The 15,846-nt window shown below is 70.1% G+C and carries 16 protein-coding genes; 11 read left to right on the top strand and 5 right to left on the bottom strand.

Annotation, left to right across the window (positions count from 1 at the left end):
• The first annotated feature begins 258 nt into the window (after window positions 1-258).
• The 5 genes from ACQP2X_RS13050 to ACQP2X_RS13030 all read left to right on the top strand — a co-directional run bounded on the left by ACQP2X_RS13050 (window position 259) and on the right by ACQP2X_RS13030 (window position 4,991).
• The gene (locus tag ACQP2X_RS13050) at window positions 259-1,905 is read left to right on the top strand and encodes a methyl-accepting chemotaxis protein (RefSeq protein WP_498696706.1); all 1,647 of its coding nucleotides are present in this window, start codon (window positions 259-261) and stop codon (window positions 1,903-1,905) included.
• A gap of 89 nt (window positions 1,906-1,994) precedes the next feature.
• Entirely contained in the window at window positions 1,995-2,465 is a 471-nt protein-coding gene (locus ACQP2X_RS13045) for an anthrone oxygenase family protein (protein ID WP_498696703.1), read from the top strand.
• Window positions 2,466-2,534: 69 nt separating this feature from the next.
• Window positions 2,535-2,975 carry an SMI1/KNR4 family protein gene (locus ACQP2X_RS13040; protein WP_498696701.1) on the top strand — a complete coding sequence of 147 codons (441 nt, stop codon included), beginning with the start codon at window positions 2,535-2,537 and terminating at the stop codon, window positions 2,973-2,975.
• Between the two features lie 62 nt (window positions 2,976-3,037).
• Window positions 3,038-4,273 (top strand): family 16 glycosylhydrolase, encoded by a 1,236-nt coding sequence (locus tag ACQP2X_RS13035; protein WP_498696698.1) that lies wholly within the window; start codon window positions 3,038-3,040, stop codon window positions 4,271-4,273.
• 118 nt (window positions 4,274-4,391) lie between these two features.
• Complete coding sequence (locus tag ACQP2X_RS13030) at window positions 4,392-4,991, top strand: dihydrofolate reductase family protein (protein WP_498696697.1); 600 nt, start codon at window positions 4,392-4,394, stop codon at window positions 4,989-4,991.
• Here the strand turns inward: ACQP2X_RS13030 and ACQP2X_RS13025 are convergent.
• Both ACQP2X_RS13025 and ACQP2X_RS13020 read right to left on the bottom strand, forming a co-directional pair.
• On the bottom strand, window positions 4,950-5,762 hold the full coding sequence (locus ACQP2X_RS13025; protein ID WP_498696695.1) for a TIGR02452 family protein: 813 nt from the start codon (window positions 5,760-5,762) through the stop codon (window positions 4,950-4,952). The two genes, ACQP2X_RS13030 and ACQP2X_RS13025, sit on opposite strands and share 42 nt — an antisense overlap.
• A gap of 60 nt (window positions 5,763-5,822) precedes the next feature.
• A complete protein-coding gene (locus ACQP2X_RS13020) occupies window positions 5,823-6,056 on the bottom strand; it encodes a hypothetical protein (protein WP_498696693.1) in 234 nt (77 codons plus the stop codon).
• Between the two features lie 479 nt (window positions 6,057-6,535).
• On the opposite strand from ACQP2X_RS13020, the gene ACQP2X_RS13015 reads away from it, so the two are divergent.
• The 3 genes from ACQP2X_RS13015 to ACQP2X_RS13005 all read left to right on the top strand — a co-directional run bounded on the left by ACQP2X_RS13015 (window position 6,536) and on the right by ACQP2X_RS13005 (window position 8,641).
• On the top strand, window positions 6,536-6,784 hold the full coding sequence (locus ACQP2X_RS13015; protein WP_498696692.1) for a type II toxin-antitoxin system Phd/YefM family antitoxin: 249 nt from the start codon (window positions 6,536-6,538) through the stop codon (window positions 6,782-6,784).
• Window positions 6,769-7,164, top strand: coding sequence for a PIN domain-containing protein (locus tag ACQP2X_RS13010; protein WP_498696690.1), 396 nt, complete (start codon window positions 6,769-6,771; stop codon window positions 7,162-7,164). The genes ACQP2X_RS13015 and ACQP2X_RS13010 overlap by 16 nt, the downstream gene beginning before the upstream one ends.
• A gap of 271 nt (window positions 7,165-7,435) precedes the next feature.
• Window positions 7,436-8,641 (top strand): pectate lyase, encoded by a 1,206-nt coding sequence (locus ACQP2X_RS13005; protein ID WP_498696689.1) that lies wholly within the window; start codon window positions 7,436-7,438, stop codon window positions 8,639-8,641.
• Here ACQP2X_RS13005 and ACQP2X_RS13000 read toward each other — a convergent pair.
• The gene (locus ACQP2X_RS13000; RefSeq protein WP_498696687.1) at window positions 8,638-9,939 is read right to left on the bottom strand and encodes a serine hydrolase domain-containing protein; all 1,302 of its coding nucleotides are present in this window, start codon (window positions 9,937-9,939) and stop codon (window positions 8,638-8,640) included. The genes ACQP2X_RS13005 and ACQP2X_RS13000 overlap by 4 nt on opposite strands.
• 113 nt (window positions 9,940-10,052) lie before the next feature.
• On the opposite strand from ACQP2X_RS13000, the gene ACQP2X_RS12995 reads away from it, so the two are divergent.
• From ACQP2X_RS12995 to ACQP2X_RS12985, 3 genes are read left to right on the top strand one after another with little or no spacing between them, the layout of a single operon-like run.
• Entirely contained in the window at window positions 10,053-10,757 is a 705-nt protein-coding gene (locus ACQP2X_RS12995) for an SDR family NAD(P)-dependent oxidoreductase (protein ID WP_498696684.1), read from the top strand.
• Complete coding sequence (locus tag ACQP2X_RS12990) at window positions 10,754-11,128, top strand: YybH family protein (RefSeq protein ID WP_498696683.1); 375 nt, start codon at window positions 10,754-10,756, stop codon at window positions 11,126-11,128. Before ACQP2X_RS12995 ends, ACQP2X_RS12990 begins: the two co-directional genes overlap by 4 nt.
• A gap of 36 nt (window positions 11,129-11,164) precedes the next feature.
• A complete protein-coding gene (locus ACQP2X_RS12985) occupies window positions 11,165-12,439 on the top strand; it encodes an MFS transporter (protein ID WP_498696681.1) in 1,275 nt (424 codons plus the stop codon).
• 10 nt (window positions 12,440-12,449) lie between these two features.
• Here ACQP2X_RS12985 and ACQP2X_RS12980 read toward each other — a convergent pair whose 3' ends face one another.
• Window positions 12,450-13,247, bottom strand: a complete 798-nt coding sequence (locus tag ACQP2X_RS12980) for an alpha/beta fold hydrolase (RefSeq protein WP_498696679.1) — start codon at window positions 13,245-13,247, stop codon at window positions 12,450-12,452.
• A gap of 21 nt (window positions 13,248-13,268) precedes the next feature.
• Window positions 13,269-15,806 (bottom strand): 2Fe-2S iron-sulfur cluster-binding protein, encoded by a 2,538-nt coding sequence (locus tag ACQP2X_RS12975; RefSeq protein WP_498696677.1) that lies wholly within the window; start codon window positions 15,804-15,806, stop codon window positions 13,269-13,271.
• Window positions 15,807-15,846: the final 40 nt, after the last annotated feature.

The following is a 15,846-nucleotide window of genomic DNA, read 5'->3' as shown; positions in this document are numbered from 1 at the left end:
GCGCGCGTACCGGCGCCGTCAACGATCCTTGCCCGCCGGCCGGCCCGGGGCTGAACTGGACACCGTCCACGCGACGCCCGCCGGCCGGCCCGGTGGTTCACCGGACGCCGAGCGTCGCCCGGCCGAAGCGGGCGTCGTGGAAGACCGGAGCGCCGAAGCATGCCGCGGCCGGGCGCCCGGCGCCGAGAGCCGCTCAGCACCCTCGCAAAACAGCCGACAAGGGGATTGTCGAGCAGAAACGGCGGTAGGAGGAGCCCGGTGGCAACAGTGGGCATGGCGGTGCCGGTGGTGAGCGGCGCGCCGTTGACGCGATGGTTCGACGATCTGCGGGTCGGTGTGAAGATCACGCTGGCTCTGCTGGTCGCCCTGCTGGCCGGAGGGGCGGTCGCCGCGCTGGGTGTGTCCGGGATGAGCACCGCGAACGCGAACGCCACCGCCATCTACGAGGAGAACTTGAAGCCGTCGGGGGCGCTGGCGAACGCGCAGGGCTCGTTCGACGACGAGATCTTCGGAGTGGCGATGATGAACATCGCCGGCACCGCCGCCACAACCGAGAAATACCGCCAGGAAGCCCTGGCCGCAGCCGAGTTGGTCGGCGCCGGCCTCGAGGAGTACCGGGCGCTCGGACTGGACCCGGCACAACAGCAACCCGTGGACGAGCTGGATTCCGTACTACCCGCGCTGAACAAGGTGCGCGACAATTCCCTGATCCCGGCCGCCACCAACAGCGACAACGCCGCCTTCGCGAAGGCCTACGACACCGAGGCGGCCCCGCTGGTCGATCAGATCAACGGCGCCTTCGACACCTTGACGGCGTTCGAGGCGGACAGCGCCCAGGACTCCGCCCAGGCCGCGGACAGCACCTATCGCACCAACCGCACCGTCATGCTCGGCAGCCTCGTGATCGGCTTCCTGGTGGCGGGCGCGCTGGGGTGGCTGACCGTACGGCGCATCACCGGCCCGCTCGGCGAGGTCAATGCCAGCCTCGCCCGCATGGCCGACCGGGATCTGACCGCCACCGTGACGAGCCGCTCGCGCGACGAGGTCGGCGCCATGGCCACCTCACTCAACCGCGCCACCGAGAGCATGCGTACCACCGTGCAGTCACTCGGCTCGGCCTCCACCTCGCTCGCCGCCGCCGCCGAGGAGCTCTCGGCCACCAGCAACCAGATCGCCGGCAGCGCCGAGGAGGCCAGCAGCCAGGCCATCGCGGTCTCGGCCGCCACCGAGCAGATCCGCCGCAACGTGGATACGGTCGCGGCCGGCTCCGAGGAGATGGGCGCGTCCATCCGCGAGATCGCCCAGAACGCGAACCAGGCCGCGGAGGTGGCCGGTCAGGCGGTCAGCATGGCGCAGAGCACGAACACCACGGTGTCGAAGCTGGGAGAGTCGTCCACGGAGATCGGCAACGTCGTCAAACTGATCACGGCGATCGCCGAACAGACGAACCTGCTCGCGCTGAACGCCACCATCGAGGCGGCCCGGGCCGGCGACGCGGGCAAGGGCTTCGCGGTGGTCGCCTCCGAGGTCAAGGACCTGGCCCAGGAGACGGCCCGGGCCACCGAGGACATCAGCAGCCGGGTCACCGCGATCCAGGCCGACACCGGCATCGCCATCACCGCGATCGGTGACATCGGCGAGATCATCGCCCGGATCAGCGACTATCAGACCACGATCGCGGCGGCCGTCGAGGAGCAGACAGCCACCACGGGCGAGATGAACCGCGGCGTCAGCGAGGCCGCGAGCGGCGTCGGCGAGATCAGCACCGGCGTCGACACCCTGACCACCGCCGCCCGGCTCACCACGGAGAGCGTCACCGAGTCCCAGCGCGCCGCCGAGGAACTCGCCCGCATGTCCAGCGACCTGCAGACCCTCGTCGGCACCTTCCGGGTCGAGAAGGTCTGATTCGCTGGCGGCTCCCACCGGGACGCTCGCGTATGGAGCTGAGCGGTGACGGCATGGATCGCGGCGCCGAACCGCGGTGACATGGACGCATGACTCGCTTCTGGGATGTTCTCGCCGCGGCCACCGTCGTCGGAGCCGGGCTGATGGCCGGCGTGTTCTTCGCGTTCTCGGCGTTCGTGATGAGCGGCCTGCGGCGGCTGCCGGACCAGGCCGGCGCGGCCGCCATGCGCTCGCTCAACGTGACCGCCCAGCGGCCGCCGCTCATGATCGCGCTCTTCGGGGTGTCGGTCCTGTGCGTCGCGATGGCCGTCCGGGCACTGGGCACCTGGTCGCAGCCGGGCTCGGGCTGGCTGCTGGCCGGGGCGGTCCTGACCTTCGCCGGGGCGCTCGGCGTCACGGTCGCGGTCAACGTCCCCCTGAACAACCGCCTCAACGCGGACACGATCGCCTGGTCGAGCTATCTGGCCGGCTGGAACCCGGCCAACCACGCCCGCACGATCCTCTGCCTGGCCGGCTGCGCCGTCCTGCTGGTCGGCCTGCTCCGCGGCGAGTCCCAGTGAGACTGATCCGTGACTTTCCGGCGCGGGGCGGTGACCGGCAGTTGGCATTTTGGGTGGAATTATCCGGTAATGGTCCTCGTTGATTGGCGCGATCTGGTCCGCGCGACCGACGGCTACCTGGCGCAGCCGGGTGTTCCCGCCGAAGAGTTGGACGCGTGCGCGAGCCTCACCCTCGACCTGCGCAAGTTGTACGAGGTCAGCGACGGTGTGCTGGAACAGGACGGGCAGCGCTTCTTCCTGTGGCCACTGGCCGAGCTGACTCCTCGCAACGAACGGGAATGGGCCGACGCGGAGCCGGGACGGCGGGAGCTCGTCGCGATCGGTGACGACGGCACGGGGGCCCGCATCTGCGTACCCCGGGATGGGAACTCAGGGGTTTTCCTGTGGGACCCGGTGAGCGCCGCCCCGCACTGGCTGGCCAACGACCTCGGTGACTTCTGGGTCGGGTGGACACAGCGCAAGCTGACAACCATCGTGCCCGGAAGTCCCGGAACCTCGCTGTCCGCTTGACTGCTCGGGGGCAATTTTTAAGACTGTTACACATTAACCCCCTCTCCCCCGAGGAATCCCCTATGCGTAAGTCACGGTTTTTCATCGCGGCGGCCGCCGTCGTGGTGGCCCTGAGCGGCGGCCTGGCCGTCGGCTCCAGGAGCGACACGGCCGAGGCGGCCGTGGTCTGGAACGAGGACTTCAACGGCGCGGCCGGCACCGGCGTCGACGGGTCGAAGTGGAACTTCGACGTCGGCGGCAACGGCTGGGGCAACCAGGAGCTCCAGTACTACACCAGCGGCACCAGCAACGTCGCCATGGACGGCCAGGGCCACCTGGTCATCACCGCCCGCAAGGGCAGCGGCGGCCACAACGACTGCTGGAACGGCACCTGCCAGTTCACCTCCGGGCGCATCCAGACGGCCGGCAAGTTCACCCAGCAGTACGGGCACGTCGAGGCCCGCATCCAGGTCCCCAACGGCTCCGGCCTCTGGCCCGCCTTCTGGATGCTCGGCGGCGGCAACTGGCCCACCGACGGCGAGATCGACATCATGGAGGTCGTCGGCCGGGACCCCAACCGGCTGTTCGGCACGCTGCACGGCCCCGGATATTCCGGCGGCAGCTCGTTCGGCGGCACCCTGGTCGCCGGCTCGCCCTGGTACCAGGCCTTCCACACGTACGCGGTGGACTGGTCCCCGAACCTGATCGTGTGGACCGTGGACGGCCGGGAGTTCTTCCGGGCCACCCCCGACTCGCTGCGCGCCGCCAAGGGCAACGTGAACTGGGTGTTCGACCACCCGTTCTTCATCATCCTCAACCTGGCCATCGGCGGTAACTTCGGCCAGGGCAACCCGGCCGGCCTGCCCAACGAGAGCAAGATGCTGATCGACTACGTGCACGTCAGCACGTCGACGACCACGCCGCCGCCGAGCGGTGGCGGCCAGGCCCTCAAGTCCAACCTGAACGGCCGCTGCATCGACATCCCCAACGCCAACCCGGCCGACGGGGCCCGCCTGCAGATGTGGGACTGCAACGGCTCGGCCGCCCAGCAGTGGGCGGCCAACGGCGACGGCACCATGCGCGCGATGGGCAAGTGCATGGATCCGGCCGGCGGCGCCCTGGCCAACGGCACCCCGATCCAGCTCGTCACCTGCAACGGCAACCCGGTGCAGCGCTTCACCCTGTCGGCCGCGGGCGACCTGGTGAACGTCTCGGCCAACCGCTGCGTCGACATCAAGGACGTCAACCCGAACAACGGCGCCCAGCTCCAGCTGTGGGACTGCGGCGGCACCGCCAACCAGAAGTGGGCTCGCGCCTGACCCCTTCCTCGTGAAAACGCCGGCCACCCCCCTCGGGATGGCCGGCGTTTCCTTGGGGAGCGATGAGTTCCGGCTCCGGGCCCGGTCTGTTCCGATGACACCGGACAGAGGAGAAATCATGGGCAAGGTCATCGCGTCCATCACGACGTCGGTCGACGGCTACGTCACGGGTCCCGGCGACGGGCCGGAGTACGGCCTGGGCCGGGGCGGTGAGCGGCTGCACTACTGGGTGATGGGCGGCCCGTGGACGTACGAGGGCGGCCACGACTTCGCCATGCACGGCCCCGACAAGGAGTTCTACGAGGAGATGGTCTCGACCATCGGCGCCGGGGTCGTCGGCCGGGGCATGTACGACGCGGCCGGCGCCTGGGGTGGGACCAACCCGTTCCCCGGCCCGCTGGTCGTCCTCACGCACCGGCTCGCGGATCAGCCGCCGGCCGAGTCCGGGTTCCGGTTCGTCGCCGGCCTCGACGAGGCGCTGAGCCAGGCCACCGAGGCGGCGAAGGGCGGCGACGTCTCAGTGGGCGGCGGCGCCGACATCATCCGGCAGGCTCTGCTGGCCGGGAAGGTCGACGAACTGGTCATCTCGACCGCCCCGGTGATCCTGGGAGCGGGCAAGCGGCTGTTCGAGGGATTCGACCGCGACATCGACCTCGAGGTGGTCAAGGTCTACAGCTCACCGTTCGCCACCCACGCCCGTTACACCGTGAAGAGCTGACCCTTCGAAGGCGGCGTACGTCGGGGCGCCGCGCCCGCGGTCGAGGACGGCGAAAGTGACGTGCTCGAACCAGGGACACGCCGCGAGCGCCCCGGCGAAGGCGGCCGCCACCTCGACCGGGTCGTTGCCGAACACCCCGCATCCCCAAGCACCCAGCACCAGCCGGCGATGGCCGTTCGCGGCGGCCACTTGGAGCACCCGCCGCGCCCGGCGGGCGAGGATCGCGGGGACTGCGGGAAGCCGCTCGGGCTGGGAACGCGCGATCGCCGCCCGGTTCGGGGCCGCGGCGGTCAGGAACGAAACCGGGTAAGCATCCGGGAGCAGGTCGCCACGATCGTCCCGGAAGACCGGCACGGCCGGCGAGTAGATCACCCGATCGCTGTAGGTCAACTCGGGCCGTGCCCGGTGATGAGCATAGAAGTCACCGGCCGCGAGCAGCGTCGGGTAGAGCGCCGAACTGCGGGCCAAACTCTCCTCCTGAGCCTTGGCCCCGTTGAGGAAACCGCCACCAGGGTTACGCGCCGACGCGAAGACCAGGCAGGCAAGATCGCCGCCAAGGCGCCGCGTAGCCGCCAGCGTCGACTCGTTCCTCACCTCGACCACCGGCACACCGGCGACCGGCGGCGGCACGGCGATCACCTCATCCGGCCCGTAGAGCCGGGTGCCGGCCACCGACCGGCTCACCTGGTCGCCCAGACTGACTCCGGCATAGCCACCGCGCTCCGCGATCGCCACACTTTCCCGGGCAATGGCCCGCAACCTGCTGCTCACCCGAGCATCATGACAGCGCGACCCCCAGGACCGCGACCGATAAACAACGCACAAAAAGCCTTAACAAAATGCGCCACCCATGACCCTCTCGTGGCCAAAGCGAATAATCTCAGCGATTCCCTGTTCGCGGACCACCCACAAAGCACGAAAATCCACTGGACCGCTCGACTCGAACCGCGTGATGACCGTAATCTCAGCCTGAACCCCCGCCTCGGCCCGCACTATCGGCTCGACCCGCGCCACCACCTCAGCGGGGACCGCCGGATCGGGCGGCGCGGCCACCTCGGCCTCCACCGGCATGTCCGCGCGCCCCGCAGGCACCACCTGCGCCTGATCGGCAGCTATGGCCTGGTCAACAGACCCGCTCGGACCTGGCCGCCGCACACACGTGGCCTCGTCGTCCAGATCAACGGCGGAAGCCGCTCGATCGGGTCATGCGAGCCCAACTCCCCGCACACCGACGCCGCTTCGCATGATGACACCGAAACTCCACCATGTCCGGTGAATGACTGGGCACGCCAGACCAATCCCGCATAGCGGCAATCTCATGCCTCGAAAAGAACCCCACTAATGCCAATAGAAAATAACATCAGGACAGTGCGAAAACGTATTTGCGGCCCACGAGACAAGCATTCTCATGTCGCCGCCCGCGCACCCGATCCCTGGCACGCCGGTCGCTGGAGCCGACTGTCCCGGGCACCCACAGGCTCTCACCCCAAGGCGGCCAGAACGGGCATCGACGGCGCCAGTAGCACATGTGCTACATTTGGTCTGTGCATGAAGTCGGACTGCGGGAAATGCGGCAGAACGCCAGTGACCTGGTGCGCCGGGCGCAGGCGGGTGAACGAGTGACGATCACCGTCGCCGGCCGGCCGGCCGCCGTGCTCGGCCCGGTCAGTCCTCGCAGCTGGCGCGAGTGGGATGATCTGGCCGGCGTCTTCGATCACCCCACCGACCCGCAGTGGGCCGGCGACCGGGACGCCCTCGACGACACCATCGTCGATCCGTGGGCCGAGCGGTGAGCCGAGGCATCCTCGACACAAGCGTCCTCATCGCCAACGACGTAACGCCGCTCCCCGGCGAACTGGCCATCAGCGTCGCCAGTATCGCCGAACTCCAGTTCGGGGTACTCGTCGCGAAGACCGCCGAGGCCAGAGCGCTGCGCCTGGCACGACTGAGCGCCATTCAACGCCGATTCGACCCGCTGCCCATCGACGACGCCATCGCCGAAAGCTACGCGCGCCTGGCCGCACGCGTCGTCGAAACCGGCCGCCAGCCCCGAGCAAGAGTGATGGATCTGCTCATCGCCGCAACCGCGCACGCTCACGACGCCGCTGTTTACACGCGCAACGCCGGAGATCTCGCCGGCCTCGAAGACCTCATCACCATCCACTCGATCTGACCGTCTCCGACCGGGGCGCCAACGGCGACTACGGTAAGACTGCCGCCAGACGCGCGGATCTCCAGCCGCATCCCGAGCCCTATCCGTGACGGCATTCCATGTCCCGGCGGCCAGCGGCTTGAAGGGCACCGTCCTTGACGGAGCGTGACCGTCACTGCAAATCCTGCAACTCCTTGTGTTAATCATTGACACATATCTATCGTCGGCAGGCAAGCGCTTTCCTACGTGGGCGGTGGCGCGACGCACTCGAGACGACGAAAGCGAGACAGCAATGAGACGAGCACTCCGGGGCGCGGCCGTGGGCGCCACCGCGATCACGACCGCCGCGGTCATGATGGCGCTGGGCGCCTCGCCGGCCGCGGCCGCCGACAACCTCAGCCTGGGGGCGGGGGCCGACGGGTCCAGCAAGGCCAGCGGCACCAGCTACGGCAACGTCAAGGACGGCAACACCGGCACCTACTGGTCGCCCAACGGCTCGACCGGCTACGTCTCGGTCAAGTGGGGCAGCGCCACGACCGTGTCCTCCGCGGTCATCCGGCACGCCTCCGGCGGCGGCACCATCAACGCCTGGCGCGTGCTCAACGCCGACACCGGCGCCGTTCTGACCAGCGGCAGCGGCACCCCGGGGACGATCTCCTTCGCCTCGACGTCGCTGAAGAAGCTGACCCTCGACATCACCAGTGCCTCCGCCGCGCCGCGGATCGCCGAGTTCGAGACGTACGGCAGTGGCGGCGGCACGACTCCGACCACCCCGCCCACCACCACGCCGCCGACCACCACCCCGCCCACCAACCCGGGCACGCCGACCGGCTCGTGGCCGTCCTCGGCCGGCTCGGTCAGCATCTCCGGCACGGTGAACGTCTCGGGCACCTTCGACGGCGGCATGAAGACGTACTGCTGCATCGGTGACGGCTCGCAGAGCGAGTCCCAGGACCCGATGTTCAAGATCGCCAATGGCGGCACGCTCCAGAACGTCATCATCGGCTCACCGGCCGGCGACGGCGTGCATTGCGAGGGCACCTGCACCATTCGCAACGTGTGGTGGAACGACATCGGCGAGGACGCCGCCACCTTCAAGGGCACCGGCGGCGGCACCAGCTACGTCATCGGCGGCGGCGCGCGGTCCGGCAGCGACAAGACGTTCCAGCACAACGGCAACGGCACCGTGAGCATCTCCGGCTTCTACCTGAGCGGCTCGGGCAAGCTCTACCGCGGCTGCGGCAACTGCACCAACTCGTACCAGCGCCACGTCAAGATCGACAACGTGCTGCTGAACGACATCGACATGGTGGCCGGCATCAACAGCAACTGGGGCGACACCGCCACCATCACCCGGGTCACCCTGCGCAACAGCTCCAGCGCCACGGTCTGCGGCAAGTACCAGGGCGTCGCCAAGGGCAGCGAGCCGAAGTACCTCGGCGAGGGCTGGAACGACGCCAACTGCAAGGTCAACCGCAGCGACATCACGTACGGCTAGAGATACTTCCCGAGCGTAGAGGCGACCTCGGCCCGCATCGGGTCGGGGTTCGCCCAGCTCCAGTTCGGGTGGGCCCGGTTGGTCATCAGCGAGACGACCAGCTTGCGCCGCGGGTCGACCAGCAGCGAGGTGCCGGTGAACCCGGTGTGACCGAACGTCGTAGGCGAGGACAGCGAGCCCATGAACCACGGCTGGCGCAACACCACACCGAGACCGTGGTCGGACGGGCGGCCGGGCCGCTCCGGGTCGACCGCGGGCAGGCCGGCGTTCTGGTTGGTGAGCATCTGCTTGACGATGGCCGCCGACAGGATGCGCTTGCCGCCGTAGACGCCGCCGGCCAGCAGCATCTGCCCGGTCAGGGCGACGTCGCGGGCCGTGCCGAACAGCCCGGCGCTGCCGATCACCCCACCCATCTGGGCGGCGATGTCGTCGTGCACGACACCGCGGAGCAGACCACGCGAGGTGCGGGCGTCGGTGGCGGCCAGTCGCGCCGCCTGCTCGGCGGCGGTGAGCCACTTGCGCGGGTTGAACCCCATGTAGCGCAGGCCCATCGGCGTGGTGATGCCGTTGCGGATGGCCACGTCGAGGGTGGTCCCGGTGACCTTCTCGACGATCTGGCCGGCGACCATGAGCCCCGCGCTCGAGTAGCGGAACGTCCGCCCCGGCACGGCCCCGCTGACCAGCGGCGTGGCGAGCACCTTGGCCCGCTGGGCGGCGGGCGTGAGGCCCTTGACCCCGGTGACACCGACGGGCAGCCCGCTCGTGTGGGCGAGCAGCATCCGTACGGTCACCTTGGCCTTGTTCGTCCCGGTGAAACCCGGCAGGTAGCGGCTGACCGGGGCGTTCAGATCGACCTTGCCCTTGTCGACCTGCTGGAGCAGGGCGATGGCGACATAGACCTTGGTGAGCGAGGCCAGGTCGAAGATGGAGTCGGCCCGCATGGCGACCCGCTTGGCCGCCGGCAGCTCGACCGGCCCGGCGCCGTACCGCAGGGCGTGCCCGACGGCGATGGTCGCCGTGGTCGAGTTGTTCACCATCACGACGAGCGTCGCGCCGGCATAGGTCGGGTGCTTGGGGTTGGCGGCGGTCGGTTTCAAATACTTGTTGAGTACGCCCGTCAGCGGCGCCACATAAGCGGGAGCAGCCGCTGCGGCGGTGACTCCTCCACCCGTACCACCGCTGCTTTGTCCTTTGACCCAGTCGTTCTTCTCCCGCCCACACCCGGCGACGGCGGCGGTGAGCGCGGCGGCTCCAGCACCCAGGACACGGCGGCGGCTCAACGACATGGCTGAGATCATGCCCAATCCCTGGATCCTCGGCAACGCACCCGGGCCAGGGAGTTCAACCGGTACGGACGGCCCCGCACCGCGTCGATAGTCGAGTGGTCAGACGCCGGATGCGAGGAGCAGCCATGTCCAGAGTCGCCGTAGTGACCGGAGCCTCCCAAGGGATCGGCGCCGCCACGGTCGCCGCGTATCGCGAGATCGGCTATCGGGTCGTAGCCACCTCGCGGGGCATCAGGCCGTCGGACGACCCGGACGTGCTGGCCGTGCCAGGCGACATCGCCGATCCCGCGGTCGGCGCCCGGGTGATCGACGCCGCTCGCAACGAGTTCGGGCGCGTGGACACGCTGGTGAACAACGCCGGCGTCTTCGTCGCCAAGCCGTTCACGGACTACACCGCCGAAGACATCGATCTGGTGGTCGGCGTGAACCTGCGCGGCTTCGTCACGGTCACCCAGCGCGCCGTGGCCGCGATGCTCGAGCGGGGCGGCGGGCACGTCGTCACCATCACCACGACCCTCACCGACCATTCACACAGCAGCGAGCCGGCGGCCCTCACCCCGCTGACCAAGGGCGGTCTCAATTCCGCGACCAAAGCCCTGGCCATCGAGTACGCCTCCCGGGGCCTCCGCTTCAACGCGGTGTCCCTGGGCGTCATCAAGACCGGCATGCACCCACCGGAGACGTACGAGTCCCTGGCCGATCTGCACCCGCTCGGCCGGATGGGCGAGATCGCCGACGTCACCGACGCCATCCTCTACCTGGAGAACGCGCCTTTCGTCACGGGCGAGATCCTGCACGTCGACGGCGGCCAGAGCGCGGGTGGACGATGAGCGACATCGTGCTGCGCGAAGTCCTCGACGCCTGGCGGGACGCCGTAGGCCAGCATCAACCGGACCGGGTGGCCGCCCTCTTCACGGACGACGCCGTCTTCCAGGGCCTCCATCCGTACACCGTGGGCCGCCCCGGTGTGGAGGCCTACTACGCGAGCCAGCCCCTCGGCATGGCCGTCACCTACGACATCGTGCAGGCCCGCCACCTCGCCGACGACGTGGTGCTGGGCTGGGTGGCCGTCGAGTTCACCTTCGCACCGGGGACCCGGCCGCCGCTTCCCCTCAACCTCACGATCCTCGTCCGCCGCGCCGGCGGCAGCTGGCGGATCGCCCACTACCACGTGTCGGCGCCTATCGATGAACATAAATAAAGGCGACGTCAAGGCGCCGCCGCCAGCATCCGGCTCATGCATCAGCACGCCTTTGAGAGTCAATGCGTTGCCGAGGAGAACCGGCACGACGCGGCCACGGCACCGATCCGCCGTCCTCGGCTGACGCTGTTCGCGCTCGCCCTCGGCACCTTCGCCATCGGCACCGGTGAGTTCGGCAGCAACGGCATCATCCAGCTGTTCTCGGCCGACCTCGACGTGTCGGTCCCCGTGGCCACCTACGCCATCACCGCCTACGCGTTCGGGGTGATGATCGGCTCGCCGGCGATCACGCTGCTCGCGGCCCGGGTCAACCGGCGTTCCCTGCTGCTCGGCCTGATCGTGTTGTTCCTGGCCGGGAACGGGCTCTCGGCCATCGCGCCGAGCATCGAACTGCTCGTCGTCTTCCGGTTCGTGGCCGGCAGTGTGCAGGGCGCCTTCTTCGGCGCGGGGGCCGTCGTCGCGGCGTACGTCTATGGGCCCGGCCGTGGCGGCAAAGCCTTCGCGACCGTGATGGGCGGGCTCACCGTCGCCACCATCGTCGGCTCCCCGCTGGGCACCTTCATCGGCCAGGAGGCCGGCTGGCGGGCCATGTACTGGGCCGTCGCCGGTCTCGGGCTGGCGGCCGGGGTCGCGCTCGTGGCCTGGCTGCCCCGCACCACCGCCCTGCACGGCGGCTCGATCGCGAACGAGCTGGGCGCGCTGCGCCGGGTCACCGTCTGGCTGATGGTGGCGGTGGCGTCGCTCGGCATCTCCAGCATCTTCGCCGTGTACACCTTCATCGGCCCGTTCATCACTGATGCCGTACGGCGTGACGCCTCGCTGATCCCGATCGCCCTGGCCGTCTTCGGCCTCGGCATGGCCGCCGGCAACTACCTGGGCGGGCGCACCGCCGACCGGCATCCGGACCGGGCGCTGATCCAGGGATACGGCGCCGTCCTCGTGCTGCTCGTGCTGATCGGTGTCGCCGGGAGCAGCCTGACGGTCCTGCTGCCGTGCCTGTTCGGTGTGGGCGCCACCATGATGTACGCCATCCCGGCCATCCAGGTGCGGCTCACCGGCTTCGCCCCGGACGCGCCGACCCTGATGGGCGCGCTCAACCTGGCCGCCCTCAACCTGGCCAACTCGCTCGGCGCGATCGGCGGGGCCATCACGCTGAACGCCGGGTGGGGCACCCTGTCCACCGTCGGGGCCGGCTTCCTTCTGACCACGGCGGGCCTGGCACTCTTCCTGACCACCATCGCCCGCCGGGCCACGCCGGCGTCCGCGGCCTCGCGCCGACTCGATCAACCGGGTGGCGACCGCCGTGGGTGAGGGCGCCGCACTAGCGCGCGGCTGATGTCTCCCGGGCCGCCCTTTCGATGAAGGCCGTGGCCGGGCCCGGCTGCGAGACGAACACCAAATGGGAGGCGCCCCGGACCACCTGGGTCTTCGCGCCCGACCGCTCGGCCATGAACCGCTGGGCGGCGGGCGGGATGATCCGGTCGGCGCCGGCGATCAGGTTGTAGGACGGGATGGTGTGCCAGGCCGGTGTGCCCGCGGCGGGCTCGCCCAGTGCCGTGCCGGTGGCCGGGCGCTGCGTGATCGCGTAGACGGCGGCGTCGCGCGCGGGCACGTCGGCCGCGAAGTGGGCGTGATAGAGCGCCGGGTTGATGTAGAGGTCGACCTGACCGCCGGGCAGCGGCACCGGCATGAGCGACTGGCCCACCGTGCTGCCCGGGAACCGGTTGGCCAGGGCCTCGGCCGACTCGCCGGCCTCCGGCACGAAGGCGGCCAGATAGACCAGCGCCCGCACGTCCGGGTCGCCGGTGGCGGCCGCCGAGATCACCGCGCCGCCGTACGAGTGGCCGACCAGCACGATCGGCCCGTCGATGCTCGCCAGCAGCGCCTTCACCGCCGCCGCGTCGGACGAGAGCCCGCGCAGCGGGTTGGCCGCCGCCACCACCGAGTAGCCGTCCGCGAGCAGCCGCCGGGTCACCGCGCCGAAGCCGCTGCTGTCGGCGAACGCGCCGTGCACCAGCACGACCGTCGGCTTGCGGGTGGTGTGCCCGCCGGCATGGGCGGCGGCGCCGGTCAGCGCGACGAGGCTCGACGCGGCGACGGCCAGGAGAGATTTCAGCATGAGTACTCCATCGGTAGGGGTCTACTGGCTGATCGCCAGGTCTTCGGTGGGCAGGGTCTGGCAGGCCAGCCGCCAGCCCTGGTCCAGTTCCGCGGCGGAGAACATGCCGCGGTCGTCGGTCTCGTACGAGCCGGAGAGGATCCGCACCCGGCAGGTGCCGCAGACGCCCTCGTCGCAGTCCTGCGGGAGCGGCACCCCGGCAGTGTTGGCCGCGGCGAGCAAGGTCTGGCCGGGACGGCAGGGGAACGAGGTGCCCGCCATCCGGATCGTGTAGGCCGAGTCCCCGGCGGCGAGCGCCACGGCGTGCGCCCGTTCCTGGCGGGTCTGCCGGCTGCTTCCGGAGACAAAGGCCTCGGTGTGTACGACTTCGCGGGGCACGCCGAGGTCGGCCAGCGCTCCCAGCACGTCGCGCATCATCGGCGCCGGGCCGCACAGGTGGACCCGGGTCACGCCGGTCACGTGCGGGCGCAGCGCCTCGACGTCGACGCGGCCGCGACCGCCGGGCTCGGTGAGGAAGAGCTCCGTGCGCAGGCCCGGCAGCCGGGTCGCCAGGTCCTTCAGCTCCCGCGCGAACGGCACCTCGGCCCGGCTCCGGCCACCGAGCAGCAGGGTGACCGGGCCGGTGTGGCCGTCGTCCGCGGCCGCCGTGAGCACGCTGATCAGCGGCGTGATCCCGATGCCGCCGGCGATCAGCAGCAGCGGGCCGTCCCGGTCGGGCCAGGTGAAATCGCCGTGCGGGCCGGACACCCGCAGCGCCAGCCCGCCGGTCAGGTCGTCGTGCAGGAACACCGATCCGAGGCCGAGCGGCTCCCGTTTCACCCCGATCTCCAGGTGGCCGGTCGCGGCGGGGCCGCTGGCGATCGAGTACGACCGTTCGATCGGCTCCACACCGACCGGCAGGTCGATCTTCAGGTACTGGCCCGCTTCGAAGGTGAACGGCAGGGCGCCGCCGCCGAGCGGTTCGAGCCGGATCTTCCGTACGGCCGGGGTCAGCTCCTCGACCCCGGCCACCCGCAGATATCCCCGCCACGGCCCGGTTCGTTCCGGCCGCGGTCCCCGGATCGTGCGCCACATCGTGGACAGCTGCGAGGGGCGCAGCACCGCGTTGGCGGCCATGATGCCGCCGGCCAGGGCCGCGTTCACCCCCGGGCCCCACGCGTCCTGCCCGGCCACGAACAGGCCCTTCACCGGCGTACGGCATCCGGCCAGCCCCGACCGCAGCCGGGCCGGCGTCGCCGGGAGTCCGTAGAAGGAGCCGCGGACGCTGTGCTGATAGTTCTCGTACGTCAGCGGGGTGGCCGCCTCGGCGTACACAATGGCGTCTTTGAGGCCGGGCCATTGGTCGTCGAGCCGGTCGATCAGCCGGCGGGTCGTCTCGGCCTTGAACGCCTGGTAGCTCTCCGGCCGGTTCCCCTCGGTGGTGCCGCGCCACTGCTCCACGACCGCCGGGTCGACTAGCTCCAGCACCTCGATGGTGTGGAAGCGGGCCGCCGGGTTGTTCAGTGACGCGAACGAGACGTAAAGAGTGCCGGTCTGGTCGTCCAGTCCGGGCATGAACCAGTGATTCTCCCCACCGGCGCCGAACTCGGCCGGCGACCGGTCGAGCCCGAGGAACAGCATCAGCGCCGACGGTTCCCCGGACAGGCCCGCCAGCTCCCGGTTCCACGCGGGCCGGGAATGGGGACCGAGCAGGGCGTACGTGTTCCGCACCCCGCCCGCCGAGACAACTGTCCCGGCCCGCACCCGATATCGGCGGCCGGTGGCGCGTTCCACGACGTCCACACCGGACACCCGGCCGCGCTCGACCTCGATGCGGCGGACGTCCTGATTGAGGCGCACCTCGACGCCGTGCCGGGCCAGGCCCTCCAGGGCGATGTCGCCGATCTCCTTGGGCCCGCCGACCGGGTGCGAGGTGCCCTCGAGGAAGAAGGTCAACGGCACCGAGGCGTGATAGCCGAACGCGCTCGACGACGGCGGCTGCCCGTACAGGCCCCAGCGGGCGGCGACGACCGCACGCAGTCGTGGATCGGTGAAGGAACGGCAGACCTGACCCCCGAGCGAGCGGTACGTCGAGGGGAACAGCCGCCGGATGACCGGGAACCCCATGGCCCGCACCGGCGCCGGGAACGAGGAGAACAGGTTGCGGGTGATGAGACCGGTCAGCGCCCACCGCATCGTACGGAAAAAGCGGTCGATCTCCCGGGCCTCGCCGGGGAACTCGGCTTTGAGGCTCGCGCGGAACCTCTCCCCCGACGACGGGACCGGAAAGTCGAAATCCGGGAAATGGAGTACGTCGTACGCCTCGGGAAGCGCGGTCAGCTGCACCCGCCCGTCGGTCAGATAGTCGAGGAACGGCCCGGCGTCCGCGCTCATGTAGTGCAGCCCCGTGCCGAACAGGAACCGGCCCTCCCGGGAAAACTCGTGCGTCATCCCGCCGGGCAGATAGTGCTGCTCCAGGATCAGGACCCGCTGGCCGCCGAACTCCGCTATGGCGCGCGCCGCGGCCAGCCCGCCGACGCCCGACCCGATGACGACGACGTCGTAGTGCTCTTCGGTCATGCGGCGAAAGCTAGGAACGGTGACTTGACGAAGACTGAAC

Source organism: Actinoplanes sp. CA-131856 (assembly GCF_050956135.1).
Lineage (GTDB): Bacteria > Actinomycetota > Actinomycetes > Mycobacteriales > Micromonosporaceae > Actinoplanes.
The sequence above is the reverse complement of the archived record's forward strand: the minus strand, read 5'-3'. Positions and strand labels throughout refer to the sequence as shown.